The sequence below is a fragment of the Pseudomonas brassicacearum genome (assembly GCF_003732265.1).
In the GTDB taxonomy this organism is placed as follows: Bacteria; Pseudomonadota; Gammaproteobacteria; order Pseudomonadales; family Pseudomonadaceae; genus Aquipseudomonas; species Aquipseudomonas brassicacearum_D.
The window spans coordinates 1,340,275-1,362,246 of record NZ_MOBK01000006.1 but is presented as its reverse complement, the minus strand read 5'-3'; the positions used below and the strand labels follow the sequence as shown (position 1 = coordinate 1,362,246).

Annotated in this window: 18 protein-coding genes; 14 read left to right on the top strand and 4 right to left on the bottom strand. The window is 57.3% G+C overall.

All coding sequences use genetic code 11. The features are described 5' to 3' along the window. Positions 1-94: 94 nt before the first annotated feature. A complete protein-coding gene (gene cobF / locus BK660_RS19325; protein ID WP_123434602.1) occupies positions 95-850 on the bottom strand; it encodes a precorrin-6A synthase (deacetylating) in 756 nt (251 codons plus the stop codon). Continuing rightward, on the bottom strand, positions 850-1,422 hold the full coding sequence (locus BK660_RS19320) for a histidine phosphatase family protein (RefSeq protein WP_123434601.1): 573 nt from the start codon (positions 1,420-1,422) through the stop codon (positions 850-852). Before BK660_RS19320 ends, cobF begins: the two co-directional genes overlap by 1 nt. A 340-nt stretch (positions 1,423-1,762) precedes the next feature. On the opposite strand from BK660_RS19320, the gene BK660_RS33630 reads away from it, so the two are divergent. The 7 genes from BK660_RS33630 (at position 1,763) to BK660_RS19290 (ending at position 7,224) form a co-directional block, all read left to right on the top strand. Next, on the top strand, positions 1,763-2,050 hold the full coding sequence (locus BK660_RS33630) for a hypothetical protein (RefSeq protein ID WP_404942947.1): 288 nt from the start codon (positions 1,763-1,765) through the stop codon (positions 2,048-2,050). Between the two features lie 97 nt (positions 2,051-2,147). Further along, complete coding sequence (locus BK660_RS19310; RefSeq protein WP_123434600.1) at positions 2,148-3,164, top strand: arginine N-succinyltransferase; 1,017 nt, start codon at positions 2,148-2,150, stop codon at positions 3,162-3,164. Positions 3,165-3,225: 61 nt separating this feature from the next. Then, positions 3,226-4,260 (top strand): arginine N-succinyltransferase, encoded by a 1,035-nt coding sequence (gene astA / locus BK660_RS19305; RefSeq protein WP_123434599.1) that lies wholly within the window; start codon positions 3,226-3,228, stop codon positions 4,258-4,260. 190 nt (positions 4,261-4,450) lie between these two features. Further along, positions 4,451-5,308, top strand: a complete 858-nt coding sequence (locus tag BK660_RS19300) for a hypothetical protein (RefSeq protein ID WP_259698514.1) — start codon at positions 4,451-4,453, stop codon at positions 5,306-5,308. Further along, a complete protein-coding gene (locus BK660_RS19295) occupies positions 5,305-5,985 on the top strand; it encodes a transposase (RefSeq protein WP_123434597.1) in 681 nt (226 codons plus the stop codon). The genes BK660_RS19300 and BK660_RS19295 overlap by 4 nt, the downstream gene beginning before the upstream one ends. Further along, entirely contained in the window at positions 5,982-6,158 is a 177-nt protein-coding gene (locus tag BK660_RS32645) for a hypothetical protein (protein ID WP_172825910.1), read from the top strand. The genes BK660_RS19295 and BK660_RS32645 overlap by 4 nt, the downstream gene beginning before the upstream one ends. Positions 6,159-6,354: 196 nt before the next feature. Next, complete coding sequence (locus tag BK660_RS19290; RefSeq protein WP_027925208.1) at positions 6,355-7,224, top strand: isocitrate lyase/PEP mutase family protein; 870 nt, start codon at positions 6,355-6,357, stop codon at positions 7,222-7,224. Between the two features lie 198 nt (positions 7,225-7,422). Here BK660_RS19290 and BK660_RS19285 read toward each other — a convergent pair whose 3' ends face one another. Beyond that, on the bottom strand, positions 7,423-8,493 hold the full coding sequence (locus tag BK660_RS19285; protein ID WP_123434596.1) for a diguanylate cyclase: 1,071 nt from the start codon (positions 8,491-8,493) through the stop codon (positions 7,423-7,425). Positions 8,494-8,684: 191 nt separating this feature from the next. Between BK660_RS19285 and BK660_RS19280 the strand changes: the two genes are divergently transcribed. From BK660_RS19280 to hglS, 3 genes are all read left to right on the top strand, one after another. Then, positions 8,685-10,139, top strand: coding sequence for a flavin-containing monooxygenase (locus BK660_RS19280; RefSeq protein ID WP_123434595.1), 1,455 nt, complete (start codon positions 8,685-8,687; stop codon positions 10,137-10,139). 22 nt (positions 10,140-10,161) lie between these two features. Next, positions 10,162-11,109 (top strand): alpha/beta fold hydrolase, encoded by a 948-nt coding sequence (locus BK660_RS19275; protein ID WP_123434594.1) that lies wholly within the window; start codon positions 10,162-10,164, stop codon positions 11,107-11,109. 118 nt (positions 11,110-11,227) lie between these two features. Beyond that, positions 11,228-12,613 carry a 2-oxoadipate dioxygenase/decarboxylase HglS gene (gene hglS / locus BK660_RS19270; protein WP_123434593.1) on the top strand — a complete coding sequence of 462 codons (1,386 nt, stop codon included), beginning with the start codon at positions 11,228-11,230 and terminating at the stop codon, positions 12,611-12,613. 147 nt (positions 12,614-12,760) lie between these two features. Here hglS and BK660_RS19265 read toward each other — a convergent pair whose 3' ends face one another. Continuing rightward, positions 12,761-13,438: a type 1 glutamine amidotransferase domain-containing protein gene (locus BK660_RS19265; protein ID WP_123434592.1), complete on the bottom strand. Its 678-nt coding sequence runs from the start codon at positions 13,436-13,438 to the stop codon at positions 12,761-12,763. Positions 13,439-13,854: 416 nt separating this feature from the next. Here BK660_RS19265 and BK660_RS19260 point away from each other — a divergent pair, with 416 nt between their 5' ends. The 4 genes from BK660_RS19260 (at position 13,855) to BK660_RS19245 (ending at position 21,971) form a co-directional block, all read left to right on the top strand. Then, complete coding sequence (locus BK660_RS19260) at positions 13,855-14,370, top strand: Hcp family type VI secretion system effector (RefSeq protein WP_123434591.1); 516 nt, start codon at positions 13,855-13,857, stop codon at positions 14,368-14,370. Positions 14,371-14,501: 131 nt separating this feature from the next. Then, complete coding sequence (locus tag BK660_RS19255) at positions 14,502-16,544, top strand: type VI secretion system Vgr family protein (RefSeq protein WP_123434590.1); 2,043 nt, start codon at positions 14,502-14,504, stop codon at positions 16,542-16,544. Then, positions 16,534-17,271, top strand: coding sequence for a DUF4123 domain-containing protein (locus tag BK660_RS19250; RefSeq protein WP_123434589.1), 738 nt, complete (start codon positions 16,534-16,536; stop codon positions 17,269-17,271). Before BK660_RS19255 ends, BK660_RS19250 begins: the two co-directional genes overlap by 11 nt. Continuing rightward, a complete protein-coding gene (locus BK660_RS19245) occupies positions 17,271-21,971 on the top strand; it encodes an RHS repeat protein (protein ID WP_259698513.1) in 4,701 nt (1,566 codons plus the stop codon). The genes BK660_RS19250 and BK660_RS19245 overlap by 1 nt, the downstream gene beginning before the upstream one ends. Position 21,972: the final 1 nt, after the last annotated feature.

Below are 21,972 nucleotides of genomic sequence, written 5' to 3'. Positions count from 1 at the left end.
TTGGTTGGCATACATGCACCTCTTACTCATGTTATGCCCGAACACAAAATTTCTGACACCCCCCGCGAAGGCGTCGGTCTGACCACCGCCGACATCAAGGCTTACGCAGCAAATAGGTATCCATAATCCACCCGTTCGCCACCCGAGCCGCCTTGCGCACCCGCTCAATCTCATCCGCCACCTCTTCAAGCTTGCCGCTGATCAAAATCTCATCCGGCGTCCCCAAATAAGCCCCCCAGTAAATCTCGGTCTGCGGATCGGCCACCTGACGGTAGGCATCCTGAGCATCCAGCATCACCACCACACTGTCCGCCTCACTCACCTGCCCCGCCGCCAACCGGCGCCCGGTGGTGATTTCAATCGAGCGACCGATGCGGTTGAGCGGCACTTTATGGCGCGCCGCCAATGCCTGGACGCTGGTGATACCGGGGATCACCTCAAACTCGAACTCACAGCGCCCCGTCGCCAGGATCGCCTGCAAAATCCGGATCGTGCTGTCGTACAACGCCGGATCGCCCCACACCAGGAAACCGGCGCACTGCTCGTCAGTCATTTCCTCGTTGATCAGCCGCTCGAAGGTCAATTGCTTGGCAAGGTTGAGGTCTTCGACACTGGTCGTGTAGTCCACCTCACCGCGCTCACGCTCGGGGCTGTGGGCTTCGACGAAGCGATAGTCGTGATCGGTGATGTAGCGTTCGCAGATGTCGCGGCGCAGGTTGATCAGTGAATCTTTGTCCTGGCCCTTGTCCATCAGGAAAAATACATCGACGAGGTTCAGCGCCTTCACGGCCTGCATGGTGATGTAGTCGGGGTTGCCGGCACCGATGCCGATGACCAACAGTTTTCTCATCACAGCACCCCTTGGGCATCAGTGCCGAGCAAGCGCAGGCGCCAGCAGCCGGTGAACCGCAACTCAATGGCTGACAACGGTTCAACGTCGATCTGGTTGAACGCTGCCCCCTGTAATACGTGGGTTAGCGCGGCGCGTATGACAAACGGATGGGTGATCGCAACAACGTGCCCCGGTGTTGCCTCAAGGGTGTGCAGCCACTGCGCGACACGCTGACCCAGTTGTGCCACAGACTCCCCGCCATGCGGGGCAGAGCCAGGGTCATCGAGCCAGGCCTGGAGCGCCTCGGGTTGTGACGTTTGCAGGTCATCAACGCGCACGCCCTGCCACTGTCCGACGTTGCAATCGCTCAATGCGGCGATCACTTCAACCTCATCGCCAAACAATGCGGCCGTTTGCCGGGTGCGCAATTCCGGACCGCAGAGCAAACGCGGCGTCCCTTTGAATGAATGACGACGCGAACCCTTCGCCGATTGCCAGTCCATTTCCAACGGTTCATTCGTAGGAAAACGCGCCAATTTCTGTGCGACGGTTCGAGCGTGACAGATCAAGGTCAAACGGGTTGTTTGCACGGATGAACACCCTGTCGATGAAACGGATATCGGCAACGCGCCGACGATATTCGCCTGATTGTGCCGCAAGAAGCCTGATTCAGGGCGTTTCGTTTCAACCAGCCCACAGCGCTTGCCCGCCTGATAAGGCCGTGTAATCGGCAATCTCCGACACGGATTCTGGCGATTGCCTACAAGTGCTGTCGAATTCCATGTAGCTCCTTTAGCACGCGGTTTACGCCCCGTTTTCGGGCTCAAAAAAGGCGTGAAAGAATTCACTAGACTTGTAGGCTCGGCTACATAAATACTGCTTTCGCAATTTTTGAAATGAAACCGACACCGCCATCCAGCAGGAGCCCGGATGCCCACCTTCAGAGACCTGATCACCGACGCCGGCCTGGAGCTGACGTCGTCGGAACGCAAGGTCACACGCGCCTTGCTGGCCCCGTACCGGCGTAACGGGCTCGCCCTCTTGCAACCACGTACCCACCTGCAACAAGTCCATCTGCGCTGGCCCCGTCTGTTTACGCGCCCTCCCCGCGCCATAGCCTTGGGACTGGTCTATTTCTTTTTGCTCAACAAAACCGGCCCCGTACGGTGGTGCTGTCCGAGCCAAGCAACGGTTGAATATAAAAAGGGCGACGTCTGACAACAAATCAGGTGATCGCTGCTTTAACGCGTGGAAACCGACAGTGATAGTCAGGTTCGGAACACATCGCCGAACCCTTTGATACAGGAGTTCATCCATGCTGGTCTTACGCCCAGTCGAGTTAACCGACCTGCCCCAGTTGCAACAACTGGCGCGCGACAGCCTGGTGGGCGTCACGTCGTTGCCGGACGACACCGAACGCCTGCGCCTGAGGATTCTCGATTCCTGCGCCTCATTCGAAAAAAACGTCGAGGCACATGGCCCGGAAAATTACTTCTTCGTGCTGGAGGACCTGACGGTCAAGCGCTTGGTGGGGTGTTCGGAGCTCCTGGCCACCGCCGGGTTCAACGAGCCGTTCTACAGCTTGCGCAATCGCCATTTCACCAGCGCTTCCAGGGAACTGAACATCGAGCATGGCGTGCCGGCGCTGTCGCTGTGCCAGGACCTCAACGGTCACACCTTGCTGCGCGGCTTTCACATCGATAGCTCGCTGGTACGCACGGCATTTTCGGAGTTGCTGTCACGGGCACGGCTGTTGTTCATCGCCGCCCATCCGCAGCGCTTTGCCGGCGCGGTGATCACCGAAATCGTCGGTTATAGCAGCAGTGAGGGGCAATCGCCGTTCTGGGATGCGGTGGGCAAACACTTTTTTGACTTGCCTTATACCGAGGCCGAACGGCTGTGCGGCCTGGAAACCCGGACCTTCCTTGCCGAACTGATGCCGCAGTACCCGATTTACGTGCCGATGCTGCCCCAGGCGGCACAGGACTGCATTGGCCGGATTCACCCGGATGGCCAGGAGGCGTTCGATATTCTTGAGCGCGAAGGCTTTGAAACCAACAGCTACATCGACCTGTTCGACGGGGGGCCGACGCTGTATGCGCGCACCTCGAACGTGCTGTCCATCGCCCAAAGCCAGACATGTACGGTGCAACTGCGCTCATCCATCGATGCACGCGGTCGCTACCTGGTGAGCAACGATGCACTCGAAGGCTATCGCGCGATCGTCGTCGAACTGGATGTTTCAACCGGGCAACCGGTGGGGTTGAGCGCCGAGATGTGCCAGGCCCTGAACGTGACCGATGGCAGCCCGATCCGGCTGATCGCGTTGTGAGCATCACCCGGCCGCGTGCCCAACGACAGCGCCCGAACTGGCGCAAAGAAGGAGCTGCATCATGATTGTCCGCCCGGTTCGCGTCAGCGACCTGCCCGCCTTGATGGATCTGGTGCAACAGGCCGGCCCCGGGTTCACCACCCTGCCGGCCAACGAGGATCGCCTGGCGCACCGGGTGCGCTGGGCCCAACGGACATTCGCCGAACAGGTGGAGCGTGCGGATGCCGATTACCTGTTTGTGCTGGAAGATGACGATCAGCAAGTGGTCGGCGTCAGTGCAATGGCTGGCGCCGTGGGCTTGCGTGAACCCTGGTACAACTATCGGGTTGGGCTGACTGTCAGCGCTTCGCCGGACCTGGGGATTGCGCGGCAAATACCGACCTTGTTCCTGAACAACGAAATGACCGGCCAATCGGAGCTATGCTCGCTGTTCCTGCGCCACGATCAACGCCAGGGTACGAACGGCCGGTTATTGTCATTGGGACGCCTGCTGTTCGTCGCCGAATTCCCGCAATTGTTCGGCGACAAGCTCATCGCTGAACTGCGTGGCAGCGCCGACGAACACGGCTGCTCACCGTTCTGGGACAGCCTGGGTCGGCACTTCTTCAAAATGGAATTCAGCCACGCCGACCACCTGTCGGGGCTGGGCAACAAATCGTTCATCGCCGAACTGATGCCGCGCCAACCGCTCTACACCTGCCTGTTGACTGAGCAGGCCCAGGCGGTGATCGGCAAAGCGCACCCGAACACAGAACCGGCGATGAAAATCCTCAATGCCGAAGGTTTTGCCCACCAGGGTTACATCGACATTTTCGACGCGGGGCCGGTGATTGAAGCGCCGGTGTCGAAAATCCGCACCGTGCGCGACAGTCAGGCGCTGGTACTGGCGATTGGCACACCCGACGAACAGGCCCCGGTGTGGCTGATCCACAACCGCCGACTGGAAAACTGCCGCATTACCGTGGCCAAGGCGCGAATGGTCGGCAACAGTCTGGTGGTCGACCGCCTCACCGCCAAACGCCTGCAACTGCAACCCGGCAATTCGGTGCGTGCGGTGCCTTTGTTGAGGCAACAGCAGCAGGCTGTGGCTGCGTAACAGTGTCGCCACGGTTTTAATAATCAATGTAAACCAAAATCCGCCATAGCGGATCAACCCACCATAAACATCCATTAACAACTGACAACATCAACTAACATCTACTAAATTGCCTTTAGTGGTCGTCCTCCCCATACTAAAAACTCAAACCGGCCACATTAAACGCACCCCCGCAACGCCCGATAGACAATTGATCTTACGCCCCGGCATTTCGCGCAACCTCAAACCAGCTGATCGCCCCAACCCAAAAAAAACCGAAGCAGAATACTTCATGATCAAGACGCTTTTAAACGCAACCTTATCACCCTACGAACTGATAACCACTTTAAAAATACTGGACACATCCGCTGAAATTCATAAGTTAGCCAGCGTGCTGCATAACACGCCTGAACACCCTCATGAAACATCTAAAAGCGCGACGATCATGAAGTCAACAAACACCCTCACCGGAACATTGACACTGTACTGCAACGACAGTGGAAACATCAGTCTCAAAGTACCTGATCGCGCACCGCCGTCACCGCAGCTGTACACCGTTCCAGGCAACCGCGTTTTGTTTGCCATCAACGACCAGTCATTTCCTGTCCAGCTCTATGGAGTAGAAGCCAACAATCTGATACTTGGAAAGCAGGTCATTGTCGACGCCAACAACCCGTTATTCATCGACGGCACGAAGGTCCTGTTCGACAGCAACCCCACGGGCGAAGGGCACGCGACATTCATTGGCAGTATCAACCTGCCAGATAAAAGTGCAGATATCGGGGTATTTGATCGTGCCTCTCGACACAAAATAGCCTGGTTTCCCCATGACGATAGCGCCGCACGCTACCTCGTGAGCCTTGAATTACTTGAAGCGGCGCAGGATCCAGGGGCTGGCAAAGTGGCCGAAGAATTGATTTATCACTACCACCCCGCCGTCGCGTGGAAGGCATTTCAGGTCATTCATAAAATCGATCCGCAAGCCGCACTGCATTTCGTACCACTGTTGAGAAACCTGCAAAACAGTCGCCTGAATGTTTTACTCGAACAACAGAGTGAAGCGGCATGAAGCTGAATACATTTGTTGAGCGAATGGCGACTTACGATCTAGAGCGTGACAAGCCACAAATAATAGAAGACTTACGTCAACTGAGTACCAACCGTACCTTGCTGAGCGAGCACCTTTACAACATTATTCAGCAAGAAGGTTTCAGCACACGCAACAGTATCTATAGCGCTTACGCTTTTGTTCTGTATTACAACGACCTGTTTACTGTTCGTTTGGGTTTTTGGTCACCGGTCTCTTCTCAAGACGAAAGTGAAACGTTCATCTACGATTTGAACCACACCCACGACTTTGAAATCTATGCCATGGGTTACAGCGGCGACGGTTATATAACTGTGACCCGAAAAATACTTGATGACACACCGATTCGCGTGAATGCAAGACCGATACTCGGCGAAGAGCGAGTACTTAAACTCGCACCCGGCGAGGTCCTGCACATGCTTCCACTACAGGAAATACACAAGCAGCTCCCCCCGAAAACAATGTCCGCTTCGTTGAGTTTACTGATCCATCCTCAACGATCGGTTAAAAACGAAGAAGCGTGGTGCTTCGACGAAAACTACATACCGACTTATCCCGGTATTGCTACGCAGGAAACAGCGTTCTTTGAAAAAACGCTGGCACTGCTTAATAGTGGTAGTCATTCGCTACCCGATAAAAACCAAAGGAAGAAAACATGAACAAGCCAACGAACAACTGGAATGAAACCCCGCTGCTGCGTGCAGGTACCAACGTGATCAACACTCCCGTCGAGACTACCAAGCAATCCCCGTGTGGCGAATTCGTGCTTCGCTATAACGTGGGTAACATCCATGAAATCAAGCAAATCTGGAACGTGACGGCTAACGGCTGAAAGCGCCACCGTTAAACATGCCGCAAGCTGCAGACCGATCAGGTCTGCAGCCTTTTTCTGAACGCACCGACGAAAAAACCGGCATCCCTGTAAATTCGTCATCATTTGCCCCCCGCCCCCGTGATAGCCTTTTGTTCCTTCGGCGTTGACACTTTTGCTCAAGCCCTTCCATTCCCATTGCAGTGGTGGAACTCGTATGTCCAGGCTTTCCCATCAAGATTTGCGCCGTAACTTTCGCGAACTGTTCGCTTCCAACACCTGCTACCACACGGCTTCGGTCTTCGACCCGATGTCGGCCCGCATTGCCGCTGACCTGGGTTTTGAAGTGGGGATTCTGGGCGGCTCCGTCGCATCGTTGCAGGTGCTGGGCGCCCCCGACTTTGCGTTGATCACCCTCAGCGAGTTCGCCGAACAGGCCACGCGCATTGGCCGAGTGGCGCAATTGCCGGTCATCGCCGACGCCGACCATGGCTACGGCAACGCGCTCAATGTGATGCGCACCATCGTCGAACTCGAACGCGCCGGCATCGCCGCGCTGACCATCGAAGACACCTTGCTGCCGGCGCAATTCGGCCGTAAATCCACCGACCTGATCGGGGTCGCGGAAGGCGTCGGCAAGATCCGCGCCGCCCTGGAAGCCCGGGTTGATTCGGAAATGGCGATCATCGCCCGCACCAACGCCGGCATCCTGCCCATCCAGGAAATCATCAGCCGCACCCAGCAGTACCAAGCCGCCGGGGCGGACGGGATCTGCATGGTGGGCGTGCAAGACTTCGATCAACTGGAAAAAATCGCCGAACACTTGAGCGTGCCGCTGATGCTGGTCACCTACGGCAACCCGGCGCTGCGCGACGACAAACGCCTGGCCGAACTGGGCGTGCGGGTGACCATTGATGGGCATGGCGCTTACTTTGCGGCGATCAAGGCCACGTACGACAGCTTGCGCGAGCAGCGGCAGATCTTTACCCAGGCGTCCGACTTGAGCGCTACTGAGCTGACGCATACGTATACACAGCCCGAGGATTACATTCGTTGGGCGGAAGAGTTCATGCGTGTGAAGGAGTGATGGTTCGGGCGGCTTAGCTGTATTGCCTGGTATGACCCCATCGCGAGCAGGCTCGCTCCCACATTGGATTTGCGGCGTTCACAATTCCCCTGTGGGAGCGAGCCTGCTCGCGAAAGGGCCGTCACATTCAAAATGTATATCGCCTGATATACCGCATTCGCGAGCAGACTCGCTCCCACAGGGGATTGGTGGTGAGGGTCAAACGGGATCGAGCAGTTCGCGATACGGCTTGCCATTGGTGCGGCAGATCACCCGGTTGCGACCTGTGGTCTTGGCTTCATACAACGCCTGATCCGCATCGTTGAGCCATAAAGTCGCATCGGTATGCGCCGAACTGAAAGCCGCCAGACCAATACTCAAACTGACTTTCAACGCCGGATTCTGCTCATAACCCAACGTGGCAAAGCGGTCGCGCAGGGCTTCCATCGTCGCGGCGGCGCTGTTCAACGGCATGTCCGGCAGGATGACGCAGAACTCGTCACCGCCATAACGCCCGGCCACATCGGCAGCGCGCAGGTTCTGCTTGAGCATTTTGCTCAACTGGCGCAACACGATGTCTCCGGCGACATGACCGTAGGTGTCATTGATCCCTTTGAAATGATCGATGTCGATCAGCGCGATCGCCCCGCCCTGCTGCAGACGTTGGCAGCGCTGGAATTCGACTTCAAGTTGATCCTTCCAGGCGCCATGGTTCAGCAGGCCGGTCAGGCTGTCGGTACGACTGAGGGCCAGCAACTCGCGCTTTTGCTGACCCAGCGTGGTGGCCTGACGGAAGCAGATCCAGCCCAATGCCATGGGATACAGGATCAGCAGGGGCATGCAGGCGAACATCTGCAACGGCGTGGTCGACGGAATGAAAGCCGGGGTAAACGCCAACCACCCCACCCCCATCCCGAGTATTTGCGCGACGGTGCCCACCAACAGGAATCGCATGCCGCCGATGGCGACATTGTTCATCGCCATCATCGACAGCGTTGCAACGCTGGGCAGTGGATTGAACTGCATGGCCGCCACCCAGAAACCACCGAGAAAGGCGTCGACCAGAATGTTGCGGTGCTCGGCATGAAACGGGACTTTGGCCCGGCGCGCCCACTGATAGGCAACGTGCGGCCACAACACGCCGTTGAACAGCATCAGCCCCCACACCCACGGAGCCGGGTCGAGTGGGTACATCGCCGCGCTCACGCACAACAATCCCAAGGCCAGGCCCAGGGTTCGCGATGTATAAAGCCTCTTGGCCAATGAAAGTCCTTTCCCCGCTTTTGCCATAAGGCCTCTGCGCCACTGAACGGAACCTGATAACACCGGGCTTGCAGGTGCGTTTGAAGTCTATCAGGGCGACGTTAAATAGCCATCACCGGTGAGCGGTCTGAATACTGGAGTATTGTCGCGAGGCGAGTCCCCAATGTTTGGCTATACATGAAGGGAGGGTTCAATCAATAACTCTAAAAAGGAGGCCCATGCAGACCTTTCAAGTGTTGATCATCGGCAGCGGTTTTGGCGGTCAGTGCGCGGCGATCAATTTGCTCAAGGCCGGCATCGACGATTTTCGCCTGCTGGAACGACGGGATTTTTTTGGTGGCACCTGGTGCCAGAACACCTACCCCGGCGCGGCGGTGGATGTGCCCTCGCCCCTTTATTCGCTGTCCTTTGCGCCCTATCGCTGGACGCAAATGTTCGCCGAACAGGCGGAACTGCACCACTACACCCAGTACGTGGTGGAACACTTCGGCCTGCGCGACAAGGTGCAACTGGAGGCCAATGTCGAACGCATCGAATGGGATGACGCCAACAAACGCTGGGCCGTGCACACCGGCAGCAAAGGCACGTATTACGCACAATTCCTGATCAACGCGACGGGGCCATTGAGCCAACCGGTCGTCCCGCACTTCGAAGGTGTGGAACGCTTTCAGGGCAAGACCTTTCACACCAACAACTGGGACCATTCCTACGATTACCGGCAAAAACGCGTGGCGATCGTCGGCAGCGGCGCCAGCGCCGCGCAGGTCATCCCGGCGATTGCCCCGGACGTCGGGCACCTGCATGTGTTCCAACGCACGCCGCACTGGGTATTGCCAAGGGCTGACCGTGCGTTTGGCCCTTTCCAGCGTTGGCTGCTGGGCCTGAAACCGGCCTACAAACTGCTGCGCTGGATGATCTACTGGCAGTTCGAAACCCGGGTGATCGCCTTCAAATACTCAAAACCGGCGATCCGCATGGTTCAGCATCAGGCCCTGCGCTTCCTCAAGCGCCAGGTGCCTGACCCCGAACTACGCCGAAAACTGACACCGGACTTCACCATTGGCTGTAAACGTGTGCTGGTCTCCAGCACCTATTACCCGGCGCTGAGCCGCCCCAACGTGACGTTGCACAGTCGGGAACAGGGCATCGCCTCCTTTGATGAAACAGGCATCGTCACTCAAGACGGCCAGCACATCGACCTCGACCTGATCGTCTGGTCCACTGGTTACGACGCCACTGACGGGGTGATTTCCTACCCCGTCACCGGCAAACACGGCACCCGCCTCAGGGACGTCTGGGCGCAGTACCCGCGCGCCTACCTGGGCACCAGTCTGCCGGACTTCCCGAACCTTTTTATCATCACCGGCCCCAACACCGGCATTGGCCACACTTCAGCGCTGTTTATCATCGAATCGCAGATGAATTACATTCTCGACTGCATCCGTACGTTAAAAGCACAGGGTTTACGCAGCATTGAAGTACGCCCCGAAGCGGAACGTACCTACACTGAAATGATCCACAGGGAAATGGAGCGCACTGTTTGGAAGTCTGGAGGCTGTCACAGCTGGTATCAAAGCAAGAGCGGTCATGTGATCGCCATGTTTCCGGGGTTCAGTTTCAGCTATCACCGATTGACCCGGGCCTTGAAACCGGCCGACCACATTCTGTCCTGATCACGTTTAAGGAAGTCATCCGATGCTTCTATTGGTCGTCATTATCGCGGTTATCGTGGCCTGGAGCTGGTTGAGCTACCCGACCATCGGTTATTGGCTGTACGACTGGAACATGGCGATCGAGGCCAAGTTGTACCGGCTGCACAAGATCGTCGTGCCGATCAACGAAATGACCGTCTCGACCTGGCAAGGCGGGCCATATGAGGCGTCCAGCAGTGTGCTGATGCTGCACGGCTACAGCGCCGACAAGAACCTGTGGCTGCGCTTCGCCCGGCACTTTGTCGGCACTCATCGGGTGATCATTCCGGACATCGCCGGCCATGGCGAAACCGGCTTCAAGGCCGGTGGCGGCTATGACATTCCGTTGCAAGCCAAGCGGATGATCCAGCTGCTCGACGTCTGCGGGGTCGAGAAAGTGCATGTGATCGGCAACTCCATGGGCGGCTACATCGCGGCGTGGCTGGCGGCCACGTACCCGGACCGGATCGCCTCTGTGGCGCTGATCGACCCGGCCGGGGTCACCGCGCCCGAGGCCAGTGATCTGGAGCGGCACCTGGCCAAGGGGCACAACCCGTTTCTGATTCACTCGCGGGAAGAGTTTCGGCGCTTCTACGCCATGACCATGGCCGAACCGCCGTGGGTGCCCGGCGTGGTGCTGGACGCCGTGGCCCAGCGCTATGAGCAAAGCCGCGATGAACTGGAAGAAATCTTCAACGACTTCCGCGCCAGCCCGCCGATGGAACCCAAACTGGCCGACATCAAGTGCCCGGCGCTGTTGCTGTGGGGGCACAAGGACCGTTTGATCGACGTCAGCAGCGTGGCCGTCTGGAGCAAAGGCATCGTCGATCTGCGGGTGCATATCTGGGACCACATCGGGCACATGCCGATGGTCGAACAGCCTGCGAATACGGCGCGACTGTATCGCGAATTCCTGGGATCACTGCGCACCGAAAGCCGCTCGCACCTGTAACCATCGAGGATGCAGTCCTGGGGAGAATGAAGTTCGTAAGATTCTTCGTTTGTCGGCGCCGCTGAAGGCTGCGATCTTTTCGCACATCCTTTACGTCACCGCGCCGGGAATTTCTTTCATGAGCCAGTCACCCTTCGTCAGCCCTGACCTGATCCGCCAACGCTTCTCCAAAGCGATGTCCGACATGTACCGCGAAGAAGTGCCGCTGTACGGCGCACTCATGGAGCTGGTGGAGCAGACCAACCAATACGTGCTGGACAACGACCCGCAGATCGCCCGTCAGTTGAACAGCACCGGCGAAATCGAACGGCTGGACCTGGAGCGTCACGGTGCAATCCGCGTCGGCACCGCCGCAGAACTGGCCACCCTCGCCCGTTTGTTCGCGGTGATGGGCATGCAACCGGTGGGTTATTACGACCTGACCCCGGCCGGCGTGCCGGTGCATTCCACGGCGTTTCGCGCGGTGCATGAAGACGCGTTGCAAGTCAGCCCGTTCCGCGTATTCACCTCGCTGCTACGTCTGGAGCTGATCGAAGACCTGGAACTGCGCGCCTTCGCCCAGTCGGTGCTGGACAAGCGCCAGATCTTTACCCCGGCAGCGCTGAGCCTGATCGAACGTGCGGAAACCGGGGGCGGCCTGACCGAACAAGAAGCGCAGCAGTTCGTCGAACAGGCGTTGGAAACCTTCCGCTGGCATCACAGCGCCACCGTCACCGCCGAGCAATACCAGAAACTCAGCAACCAGCATCGCCTGATCGCCGACGTCGTGGCCTTCAAAGGCCCGCACATTAACCACCTGACCCCGCGCACGCTGGACATCGACATCGTCCAGGCGCAGATGCCTGCCCACGGCATCACCCCTAAAGCAGTGGTCGAAGGCCCGCCCCGCCGCCAGTGCCCGATCCTGCTGCGCCAGACCAGTTTCAAAGCGCTAGACGAACCGGTTGCGTTCACCGATCAAGCGCAAACCCGTGGCAGCCACAGCGCGCGCTTCGGCGAAATCGAGCAACGTGGCGCCGCGCTGACACCCAAGGGTCGGGCGTTGTACGACCGTTTGCTCAACGCCGCTCGGGACGAGTTGAAAGACTTCCCCAATGAAGGCAATGCCGCACGCTACAACGCGCTGATGACCCAGCACTTTGGCGAATTCCCCGACACGTACGAAGGCATGCGCCGACAGGAACTGGCGTACTTTCGCTACTTCGTGACGGAAAAAGGCCTGTCGGCGGATGCACTGGAATCGTTGTCGCTGGAGGATTTGCTCGACGGTGGGTATCTGCGGGTCGAACCGTTGGTCTATGAGGATTTTCTGCCGGTGAGTGCGGCGGGGATTTTCCAGTCGAACCTGGGGGATGCGGCGCAAACCCACTATGGCGTGCATTCGAATCAGCAGGCGTTTGAACAGGCGCTGGGACGCTTGACGATTGATGAGTTGGGGTTGTATGCCGAGACGCAGCGGCGTTCGGTTGAAGAATGCTATGCCACGTTGGGGCATGCTATCTGAAACGCACCACTGGTAGCAGCTGGCGAAGCCTGCGTCCGGCTGCGAAGCAGTCGTAAAACCGGCAACCACGGTCTATCTGAAAAACCGCGGCGCCAGATATTACGACTGCTTCGCAGCCGAACGCAGGCTGCGCCAGCTGCTACAGGTTTATCGGAGCTTCGCCAACAATGCTTCAGCACCCGCCTGCGATGACGCCGGGTTCTGACCGGTGATCAGCAGCCCGTCCTCAACCACATAACTCGCCCAGTCATCACCCTTGGAATAAATCCCGCCCTTCTCCTTCAGCATGTCTTCCACCAGAAACGGCACGACCTTTGTCAGTTGCACCGCTTCTTCCTCCGAGTTGGTAAACCCAGTCACGCGCTTGCCTTTGACCAACGGCTGGCCGTCCGTGCCTTTGACGTGACGCAACACACCGGGGGCATGGCAAACCGCTGCGACCGGTTTGCCGGCCTTGATAAACGCTTCGATAAGCGCAATGGATTGCTTGTCTTCGGCCAGATCCCACAGCGGACCATGGCCACCCGGATAGAAAACCGCGTCGTAATCGTCGGCTCGCACGCTGTTCAGCAGCGCGGTAGACGCCAATGCAGATTTAGCGGCTGGGTCCTTGTTAAACCGATCTGTCGCCTCGGTTTGCGCATCCGGCTCGTCACTTTTCGGGTCCAGCGGCGGTTGGCCACCCTTGGGCGAGGCCAGGGTCAGTTGAGCACCAGCGTCCTTGAAGGCGAAATACGGAGCGGCGAATTCTTCCAGCCAGAAGCCGGTTTTCTTGCCGGTATCACCCAATTGATCGTGGGACGTTAAAACCATCAGGATTTTCATGTCGTTCTCACTCCGTTTCAGGGTTGTTCGGACGCTCGACGGCGCTGTTTTTATGGACCCTGCAGCCGGCCCATTCGTTGCACCGGATGTCAGGCGCCGTTGACGGGTGGCGCAAGGCCGTTATGCGCAAGAAGTTGCGCACTCTTCCTTGGAAAAGGGCCTACCTTGCTGCTGATCGCCCGGCCTGGCAGGCCCTCCAGTCGAGTGCGCAAGAAGTTGCGCAGTGGTGTGCAAGTTCTTGCGCACATTCTCAAAGTTTTCGGGATGAAAATCTTTTCCTTCGTTATAAAACAGGCTCAACCCACTGATTTATATAACGTTAACCGTTTCTGGCACGAACCTTGATAACAGTCAGGCACCCACCGGGCGATACACGCCTCCCGGGCACCCTAAATTTTTTAGCAAGGAGCACACCCATGGCTACACCAGCGTACATGTCCGTCACTGGCGAGAAACAAGGTCTGATCACCGCCGGCGCATTCACCGCCGATTCGGTTGGCAACACCTACCAGGAAGGCCACGAAGACCAGGTCATGGTTCAGGCTTTCAGCCACGACGTGATCATCCCGCGTGACCCGCAATCCGGTCAGCCAACCGGTCAGCGCGTTCACAAGCCAGTGGTTATCACCAAGGTCTACGACAAATCCTCGCCACTGCTGCAAGCCGCTCTGACTTCCGGCGAGCGCATGAGCGAAATCGTTATCCAGTGGTACCGCACTTCGGCTCAAGGTACCCAAGAGCACTACTACACCACCAAACTGGAAGACGCCATCATCGTCGCCATCAACAACAAAATGCACAACTGCCAGGACCCGTCGAACTCGCACTTCACGCACCTGGAAGAAGTGCAGTTCACCTACCGCAAAATCACCTGGACCCACGAAGTATCCGGTACTTCGGGTTCCGATGACTGGCGTCAGCCGGTCGCCTAAATCAGGCCGACCGTCTCAAGCATCGGCCAGCTCTGCTGGTCGATGTTGTTTTCGCCCTTCCAGAATTTTTGCGTCTGCCGAGGCCTTTTCGGCCATTGGCGCACGCCGCAGCACTGCACGAGGAACAAGGGATGTTCGCGCCGGCCAATCAGACTCACTTTGCCCTGACCATCGAAGGTCTATCCAGCGATTTGCAGGTGCTGTCCTTGCAAGGTCGGGAGGCGATCAGCCAACCGTTCGTGTTTGAGGTGGAACTGGTCAGTGAACAACCGTCCCTGGACCTCGAAACCCTGCTGCACAAACCGGCCTTCTTGCAGCTCTCGCCGGACGGCAGCGGCATTCACGGCCAGATCTACCGTGCTGCCCAGGGTGATTCCGGCAAACGCCTGACCCGCTACGCGGTGACCCTGCGCCCGCAACTGTCTTACCTGGCGCACCGCATCAACCAGCGCATCTTCCAGAATCTCAGCGTGCCGAAAATCATCGGCAAGGTCCTCGAAGAGCACGGCATCCAGAGCAACGCCTACGAATTCAAAGTCGGAGCGATTTATCCCGAGCGCCTCTACTGCGTTCAGTACGATGAATCGGACCTGCAGTTCATCCAGCGCCTGTGCGAGGAAGAAGGTATCCATTACCACTTCCAGCACAGCGCCACGGCCCACAAACTGGTGTTCGGCGATGACCAGACGGTGTTCCCGAAACTCGCCCCCGTGGCCTACCAGCAAGACTCCGGCATGGTCGCCAACGACCCGGTGATCAAGCGCTTCGACCTGCGCCTGGAAACCCGCACCAGCCGCACCACCCGCCGCGACTACGACTTCGAAAAACCGCGCATCACCCTCGAAAGCGAAAACCGTGGCGACGCCCTGCCCGACCTCGAAGACTACGACTACCCCGGCCGCTTCCTCGACCGCGACCGCGGCAAGCACCTGGCCAAACGTGCCCTCGAACGCCACCGCAGCGACTTCCAGCTCGCCGAAGGCAAAAGCGATCAGCCGAGACTGGTCAGCGGCCACTTCCTGGCCCTGACCCAACACCCGAAAGCCAAATGGAACGACCTGTGGCTGCTCACCGAAATCCTCCACGAAGGCAAACAGCCGCAAGTGCTGGAAGAGTCGGTCACCAGCAGCACAACCAACCTGAAAGACGATTTCCACCAGGGCTACCGCAACCGCTTCCAGGCCACCCCGTGGGACGTGCCGAACCGTCCGCCACTGCATCATCCCAAGCCACGAATCCTCGGCAGCCAAAGCGCTGTGGTCACTGGCCCGAAAGGTGAAGAGATCCACTGCGACGAATACGGTCGCGTCAAAGTGCAATTCCACTGGGACCGCGAAGGCCAGGCCGATGACAAGACCAGCTGCTGGCTGCGCGTCTCCTCTGCCTGGGCCGGCGCCCACTACGGCGGCATCGCCATCCCGCGCATCGGCATGGAAGTGCTCGTCACCTTCCTCGAAGGCGACCCCGACCAACCGCTGATCAGCGGCTGCCTGTACCACAAGGAAAACGTCGTCCCGTATCCACTGCCGGCGAACAAGACCCGCAGCACCTTCAAGACCCTGAGTTCCCCCGGTGGCGGCGGTTTCAACGAACTGCGCATCGAAGACAAAAAGGGCCAGGAACAAATCTTCCTGCACGCCCAGCGCGACTGGGACGAAAACGTCGAACACGACCAGAAAATCCGCGTCGGCAACGAACGCCACGACACCGTCGAGCAAAACAGCTACAGCGAATTCAAGGCCGAAGAACACCACACCGTCTACGCCGACCGCAAAGTCGAAGCCCGCGCCAACGACCACCTGACCGTGGGCGTGAACCAGCACATCAAGATTGGCACAGGGCAGTTCATTGAAGCCGGCCAGGAAATCCACCTGAGCAGCGGCATGAAAGTCGTGCTCGAAGCGGGAAGCGAACTGACGCTCAAGGGTGGCGGCAGCTTCATCAAGATCGACGCCAGCGGCGTTGCCATGAGTGGGCCGATGATCAACATGAACTCCGGCGGGAGTCCGGGCAGCGGAACCGGGGCGGCGCCGTTGATGCCAGGGGTGTTGAAACAGGCTGATGCTGACAAGGCGGGTGCGGTGCTGACCCCGGCTCAGGTCAACACCCTCAAACGTAATGCGCCGTTCTGTGAAGAGTGCGAAAAATGCAAGGCAGGTGCGTGTGCGATCTGATCTTTTGACTCCGCAGGCGTGGCTTGCAGAACGGCCGTTGCAGGCCGATGAACGTCTTTATTTGATCGTCAGCGCCGCCAGCGATGCCGATGCGCTCAAGTCGCTTTATCAAAATGAACCGACGACCCAGGCCACCCCGATCTGGGGCGGAACTCCCTATGCGGGCTGGCAACAGGTCATGCCCTACCTCGTCGAGCTGAAACCCAACTCGGGTTTTCTACCGTGGATTGCCGAAACGGACGCGCAGGACTGGGGTTGGCTGGCAGTTTCAACCAGCGCGCCGGAGGTGGTGTTCGAACACCTTCGCAGCCTGACCCAAGTGCGCATGCCTGATGGGACTGAGGTGTTTTTTCGGTTCTGGGATGGGCGGCATATTTTTCCGATTCTGGAAGGGCTCGGCGATGCGGCGGGGGAAGTGCTGCCGGTGTTTGATCGGTATCTGATTAATGGGAAGCGGTTGGAGGTTGGGCCGAGGGTGGTGCCGAAGGCGAAGGATTGGCCTTGGTGGGAAGTGCCCAAGGCCTTGCTGGATGGCCTGGCCAAGAAGAATCCGTCAACGCTGGTCGGCAACCTGATGCAGTGGCTGGAGACGGAACGACCAGACATCTACGCCGCTTACCCCGAAAGCAACCTGAAGCTGAAAATCGCGCGTTTCGTGCGCCGGCCCGATGCTCCGAAAAACCTGAATGAAGCACTGTTAAACCACCTGATTCTGGAGCAAGGCTGATGGATCGCGTTGCCTTTATTGATGACCAACTGGCCACCTTCAAGGACAGTCTGAAGCTTTATCGTGAACTGACCGAAAGCAATTTCGCCCAGTGGGTGGATAAAGGTCCTCAGTTCTTTGACAGACCAGCCTTATTTGGAATGAACAGGACCGTTAAGCTCGGTAGTGCAAGCGCGACAGTCAGCACCGGCGATAACGAGTTTTCGTCTACTGTCGCGGAGTGTCCGGCAAACCGCTTGCTATTGATCGAAAGCAAATTCGTATCACTTCATGACGTTCCGGTTGGCAATATCACTGTCGAAGTAACCCCGGTAGACGGTGGTGAGGCCGTTCCTGTCTTGCTGAATGACGAAGGTAAAGGCGTTTACAAAGGGACACCGGGGAAAAAATATTACGTTCGCGTCCAGAGCAAGGTTACAAAAGAACAGGTCACCGCACTTTTCGACTCCTACGACGGTTTGACCCAGCAACTGCAAACATGGCTGGAAGCTGAGTGGAGAAACTATAGGCCGCTATGGCCCACCCAGACCTTATCGACAACTTACCTTGCGCAGCTCAATGGCTCTGCCATTGGTACATGGGAAGCCATCAAAGGCGCGTTTGATGGCTTGAAACGCATATTCGAGATTCTGAAGGACCCTCAAAAATATGCAGAAGAGCTGGGTCAAAGTGCCACTGACCTGATCAAACTCGCGAAAGAAACACCGGCGGCCATGGAAAGGCTCATGCTGCTGGCGAGTGATCAGGCGGCCTTATTTTTACTGCTGAAAACTGCAGCTATCTGGCTTATTGAGTTACCGCCTAGCGTAGTTGCGGGTGAGTTCTCTAAGCAGGCTTCCAGCATTCTGGTAACCATTCTCATCGACCTCGTGCTGGCCCTGGTGCTGACGTATGCGGTCGCAGGCTCAGGTATTGCCTATTTGGGCGTGCGCCTGGCGAACTACGGCGCAAGAATTCTTGAAGCTGTAACCGGCTTCATCAAGTCCGTCTTCAATATCCTGAAAGCCTTTATGGAGGCTATCGATAAATACAAGAAGGTGGCCGCCCGTGCAGCGGTTGGGGCCTTTGAAAAAGGCAAGGTCAAGATTGGTTGGGGCAGGCAGGACCACGCTAAAGTACATACCTCGGAACATTTGGACGACAACTCCAAGCAATCAACCAACCACGATGACAAAAATGTCGCGTGCACCCGTGAAACCTGCGTAAACGGCTGCCCGGTTTCGATGGTCACCGGCGAAGAGTTACTCACACTCACCGATGGTCAACTCAATGGCCTCCTTCCATTTGAATGGACTCGACTTTATCGCACCAGTGCTGCGGAAATCGATTGCGGTTTGGGCTATGGCTGGAGCCATGCACTCGCGCAGCGAGTGGTGATAAACAGCGACGAGGTTGTCTGGACGGATCATGAAAACCGCGTAACGACCTTTCCCCTCCCGAGCGAACAACGCCCAGCCATCACCAATAGCTTGTCCAAAGCGGCGATTTACATCGGTGACGATCCATCTGAACTGATTCTGTCCCAGGCTGGCGATCAAACGCTGTTCTACCACTTCCGCTACAACATCAAGGGCGCCACGCTAATTGCTATCAGCGGCAAATACGGCAACCGCCTGCACATCGCTCGTGACATTCATGGGCGTATCAAGCGTGTGGATAACGGTTCCGGTCGTGCCTTGCTGTTGCGTTACGACCGCAAACATATAGTTGGTATCGATTACCAGCAGTTCAGCCCGGCAGACAATCTGGAAGATGCATGGAGCACCATCCAGACATTAGTTAGTTATCGCTATGACGAACAACATCACTTGGTTGAAGCGAAGAATGCCGCCGGTGAGAGCGAGCGATACGCCTACGATGAAAAGCACGTCATTCTTGAACGACAACTGGCCGGTGGTGCCAGCTTCTTCTGGGAGTGGGAAAACGAAGGAAAATCGTCACGCTGCATCCATCACTGGGCGAACTTTTCGCAGATGGACGCCCGTTACGTCTGGGATGACAAAGGTAGCGTCACCGTTACCAATGCCGACGGCAGCGAGGAAATCTACACCCACGACGATCAAGCCCGACTGATCAGCAAAGTCAAGCCGGACGGTGCCGAACATCTCAAAGCATACGACGACAAAGGTCGGTTGATTGCCGAGAAAGACCCACTGGGAGCGATCACAGAGTTTCAGTACGACGAAGCAGGATGCCTGGAAGCAGTCATTCCGCCAGAAGACGCGCCGACCCAATACGAATACAGCAACGGTTTTGTAACACTCGTCCGGCGTGACGAATCAATCTGGAGATACCAACGAAATATCCAAGGTGACATCACCCAACAAACAGATCCTGACGGTAACGTCACCCAGTACAGCTACGACAGACAAGGCCGTTTGTTGCAAATCCGTCACCCCGACGGCAGTCGCCATAATCTGGGCTGGAACAATCTGGGCGAGTTGATCGAAGAACAACTGCCGGACGGCGGTCAGCGCAAGTATCGCTACGACGCACTGGGTCGGCAGATCACTCGTCAGGACGAAAGAGGCGTGACCCAATACCAATGGGATGCTGCCAACCGCCTGGCACAAATTACCCTACCCGGCGGTGCCACTCGCGCGTTTACCTACAATCCGTACGGTCGTGTTACCGCTGAACGCGATGAGTTGGGTCGCATCACCCGTTATGAGTATGCCGATGGCCTGCACTTGGTCAGCCGTCGTATCAACCCGGACGGTAGCCAACTGCGCTACCGCTACGACAACCCGCGTCTGTTGCTCAGCGACATCGAAAACGAACGCGGCGAGCTGTATCACCTTGACTACTACGCAAATGGCCTGATCCAGCAGGAAACCGGCTTCGACGGTCGGCGTACTGCTTACGAATATGACCTTAACGGCCAACTGCTGAAGAAAACTGAATTAGGCGACGACGGCAGCGAGCTAGTCACTGAGTACCAACGCGACTCGGCTGGTCGCCTGCTGGTAAAAACCCTGCCTGACGGTGAAGAGATTCACTACAGCTACGACGCTCACGGCAACCTCGTGAACGTCGACGACGGCAACTGGCCCCTCGCCTACGAGTACGACCTGCAAAACCGCCTCGTCACCGAACACCAAGGTTGGGGCACGCTGCGCTATGAATACGACAAACAAGGAAACCTGAGCCACTGCCGCCTTCCCGACGGCAGCAAACTCGACTACCGCCACCAACCTGGTGGCCGTCTGAGCAGCGTCGACCTCAACGGTTCGCGCCTGACGACGCACCAATTCAGCGCCGGCCGCGAACAACAACGCCAACAAGGCCTGCTCCTCAGCCAATATCAATACGACGACCAAGGCCGATTGCAGGCGCATACCGTCAGCCAACAAGAGCGAAACCTGTTCCGCCGCCGCTATGCCTACAACGCGAATGGCAACCTTGCCGGCATCGACGATAGCCGTAAAGGTAACCTCAATTACCACTACGACCCGCTCGACCGCCTGATCAGCGTCCGTGGCACCACCCCGGAAAGCTTCGCCCACGACCCGGCGGGCAACCTGCTAGGCCAAGGTGATCAGCAAGCCGCAAACCTGGCCAACGTCAAAGGTAACCGCCTGTTGATGCAGGGCGACCGTCACTATGACTACGACGCTCACGGCAATCTGAGCCGCGAGCGCCGCGGCACCGGGCAGAAACTCGTAACCGAGTATCGCTACGACTGCCAGCATCGCCTTATCGGCGCCAGCCTGCCCGGCGGCAGCATGGCTAGTTACAAGTACGACGCCTTCGGCCGTCGTATCGCCAAGACCTTCGATGGTCAAACCACGGAGTTTATGTGGCAAGGCGAACGCCTGATTGCAGAAAGCGCCGACAACCGCTATCGCACTTACATCTACGAACCAGGCAGCTTCCGCCCATTGGCCATGCTTGATGGCGAAGGCCCGCTGAAAGCGACGCCGTTCTACTATCAACTCGACCACCTGGGCACACCTCAAGAACTCACCGACTACAGCGGCGAGATCATGTGGTCGGCGAAATACCGCGCCTATGGCAACCTAGCGGAATTGGATGTCGCTGAAATCGACAACCCGTTGCGTTTTCAAGGTCAGTACTTCGACGCCGAGACGGGTTTACACTACAACCGGCATCGCTACTACAATCCGGGGACTGGACGGTTTCTGACACCGGATCCGATCAAGCTTGCGGGTGGGTTGAATAACTACCAGTACGTGCCTAACCCTACGGGGTGGGTGGATCCATTAGGGTTGAACGTATGCCCGGGTGGTGACGGGTGCAAACCAGGGAAATCTGGTAGATTTTTAGATAAGCCGGAAAACTCTAGCGGCTCCTTGAACATTGGTGCCGGGGAAAATCCATTGGATGGGTATTACAATCTGGACATTGACCCAAAGGTTCCTGGTGTGCATGCAGGGGATGCTACTGACTTGTCGGGTATTAAAACTGGCTCCCAGAGTAATATAAATATCGACAACCCATTCGGCTTCGACCCTTTGAATTCGGAAATCCTCAGAGTTCTTTCCCCAGATGGAAAAATAACGATGACAGGGAGCTCTAACGCCAATGGTTACTTGAAAAAAGCCATTAAGAAAATAGAATTACTAGGATTCAAAATTGTATCAAGAACAGAACTACCCGCAGCAGGATACAAGACTGTTGGCGGAAAACAGATACAATCCAAGGCACTCGACAAAATAGTAATACAGAGGGCAAACTAAA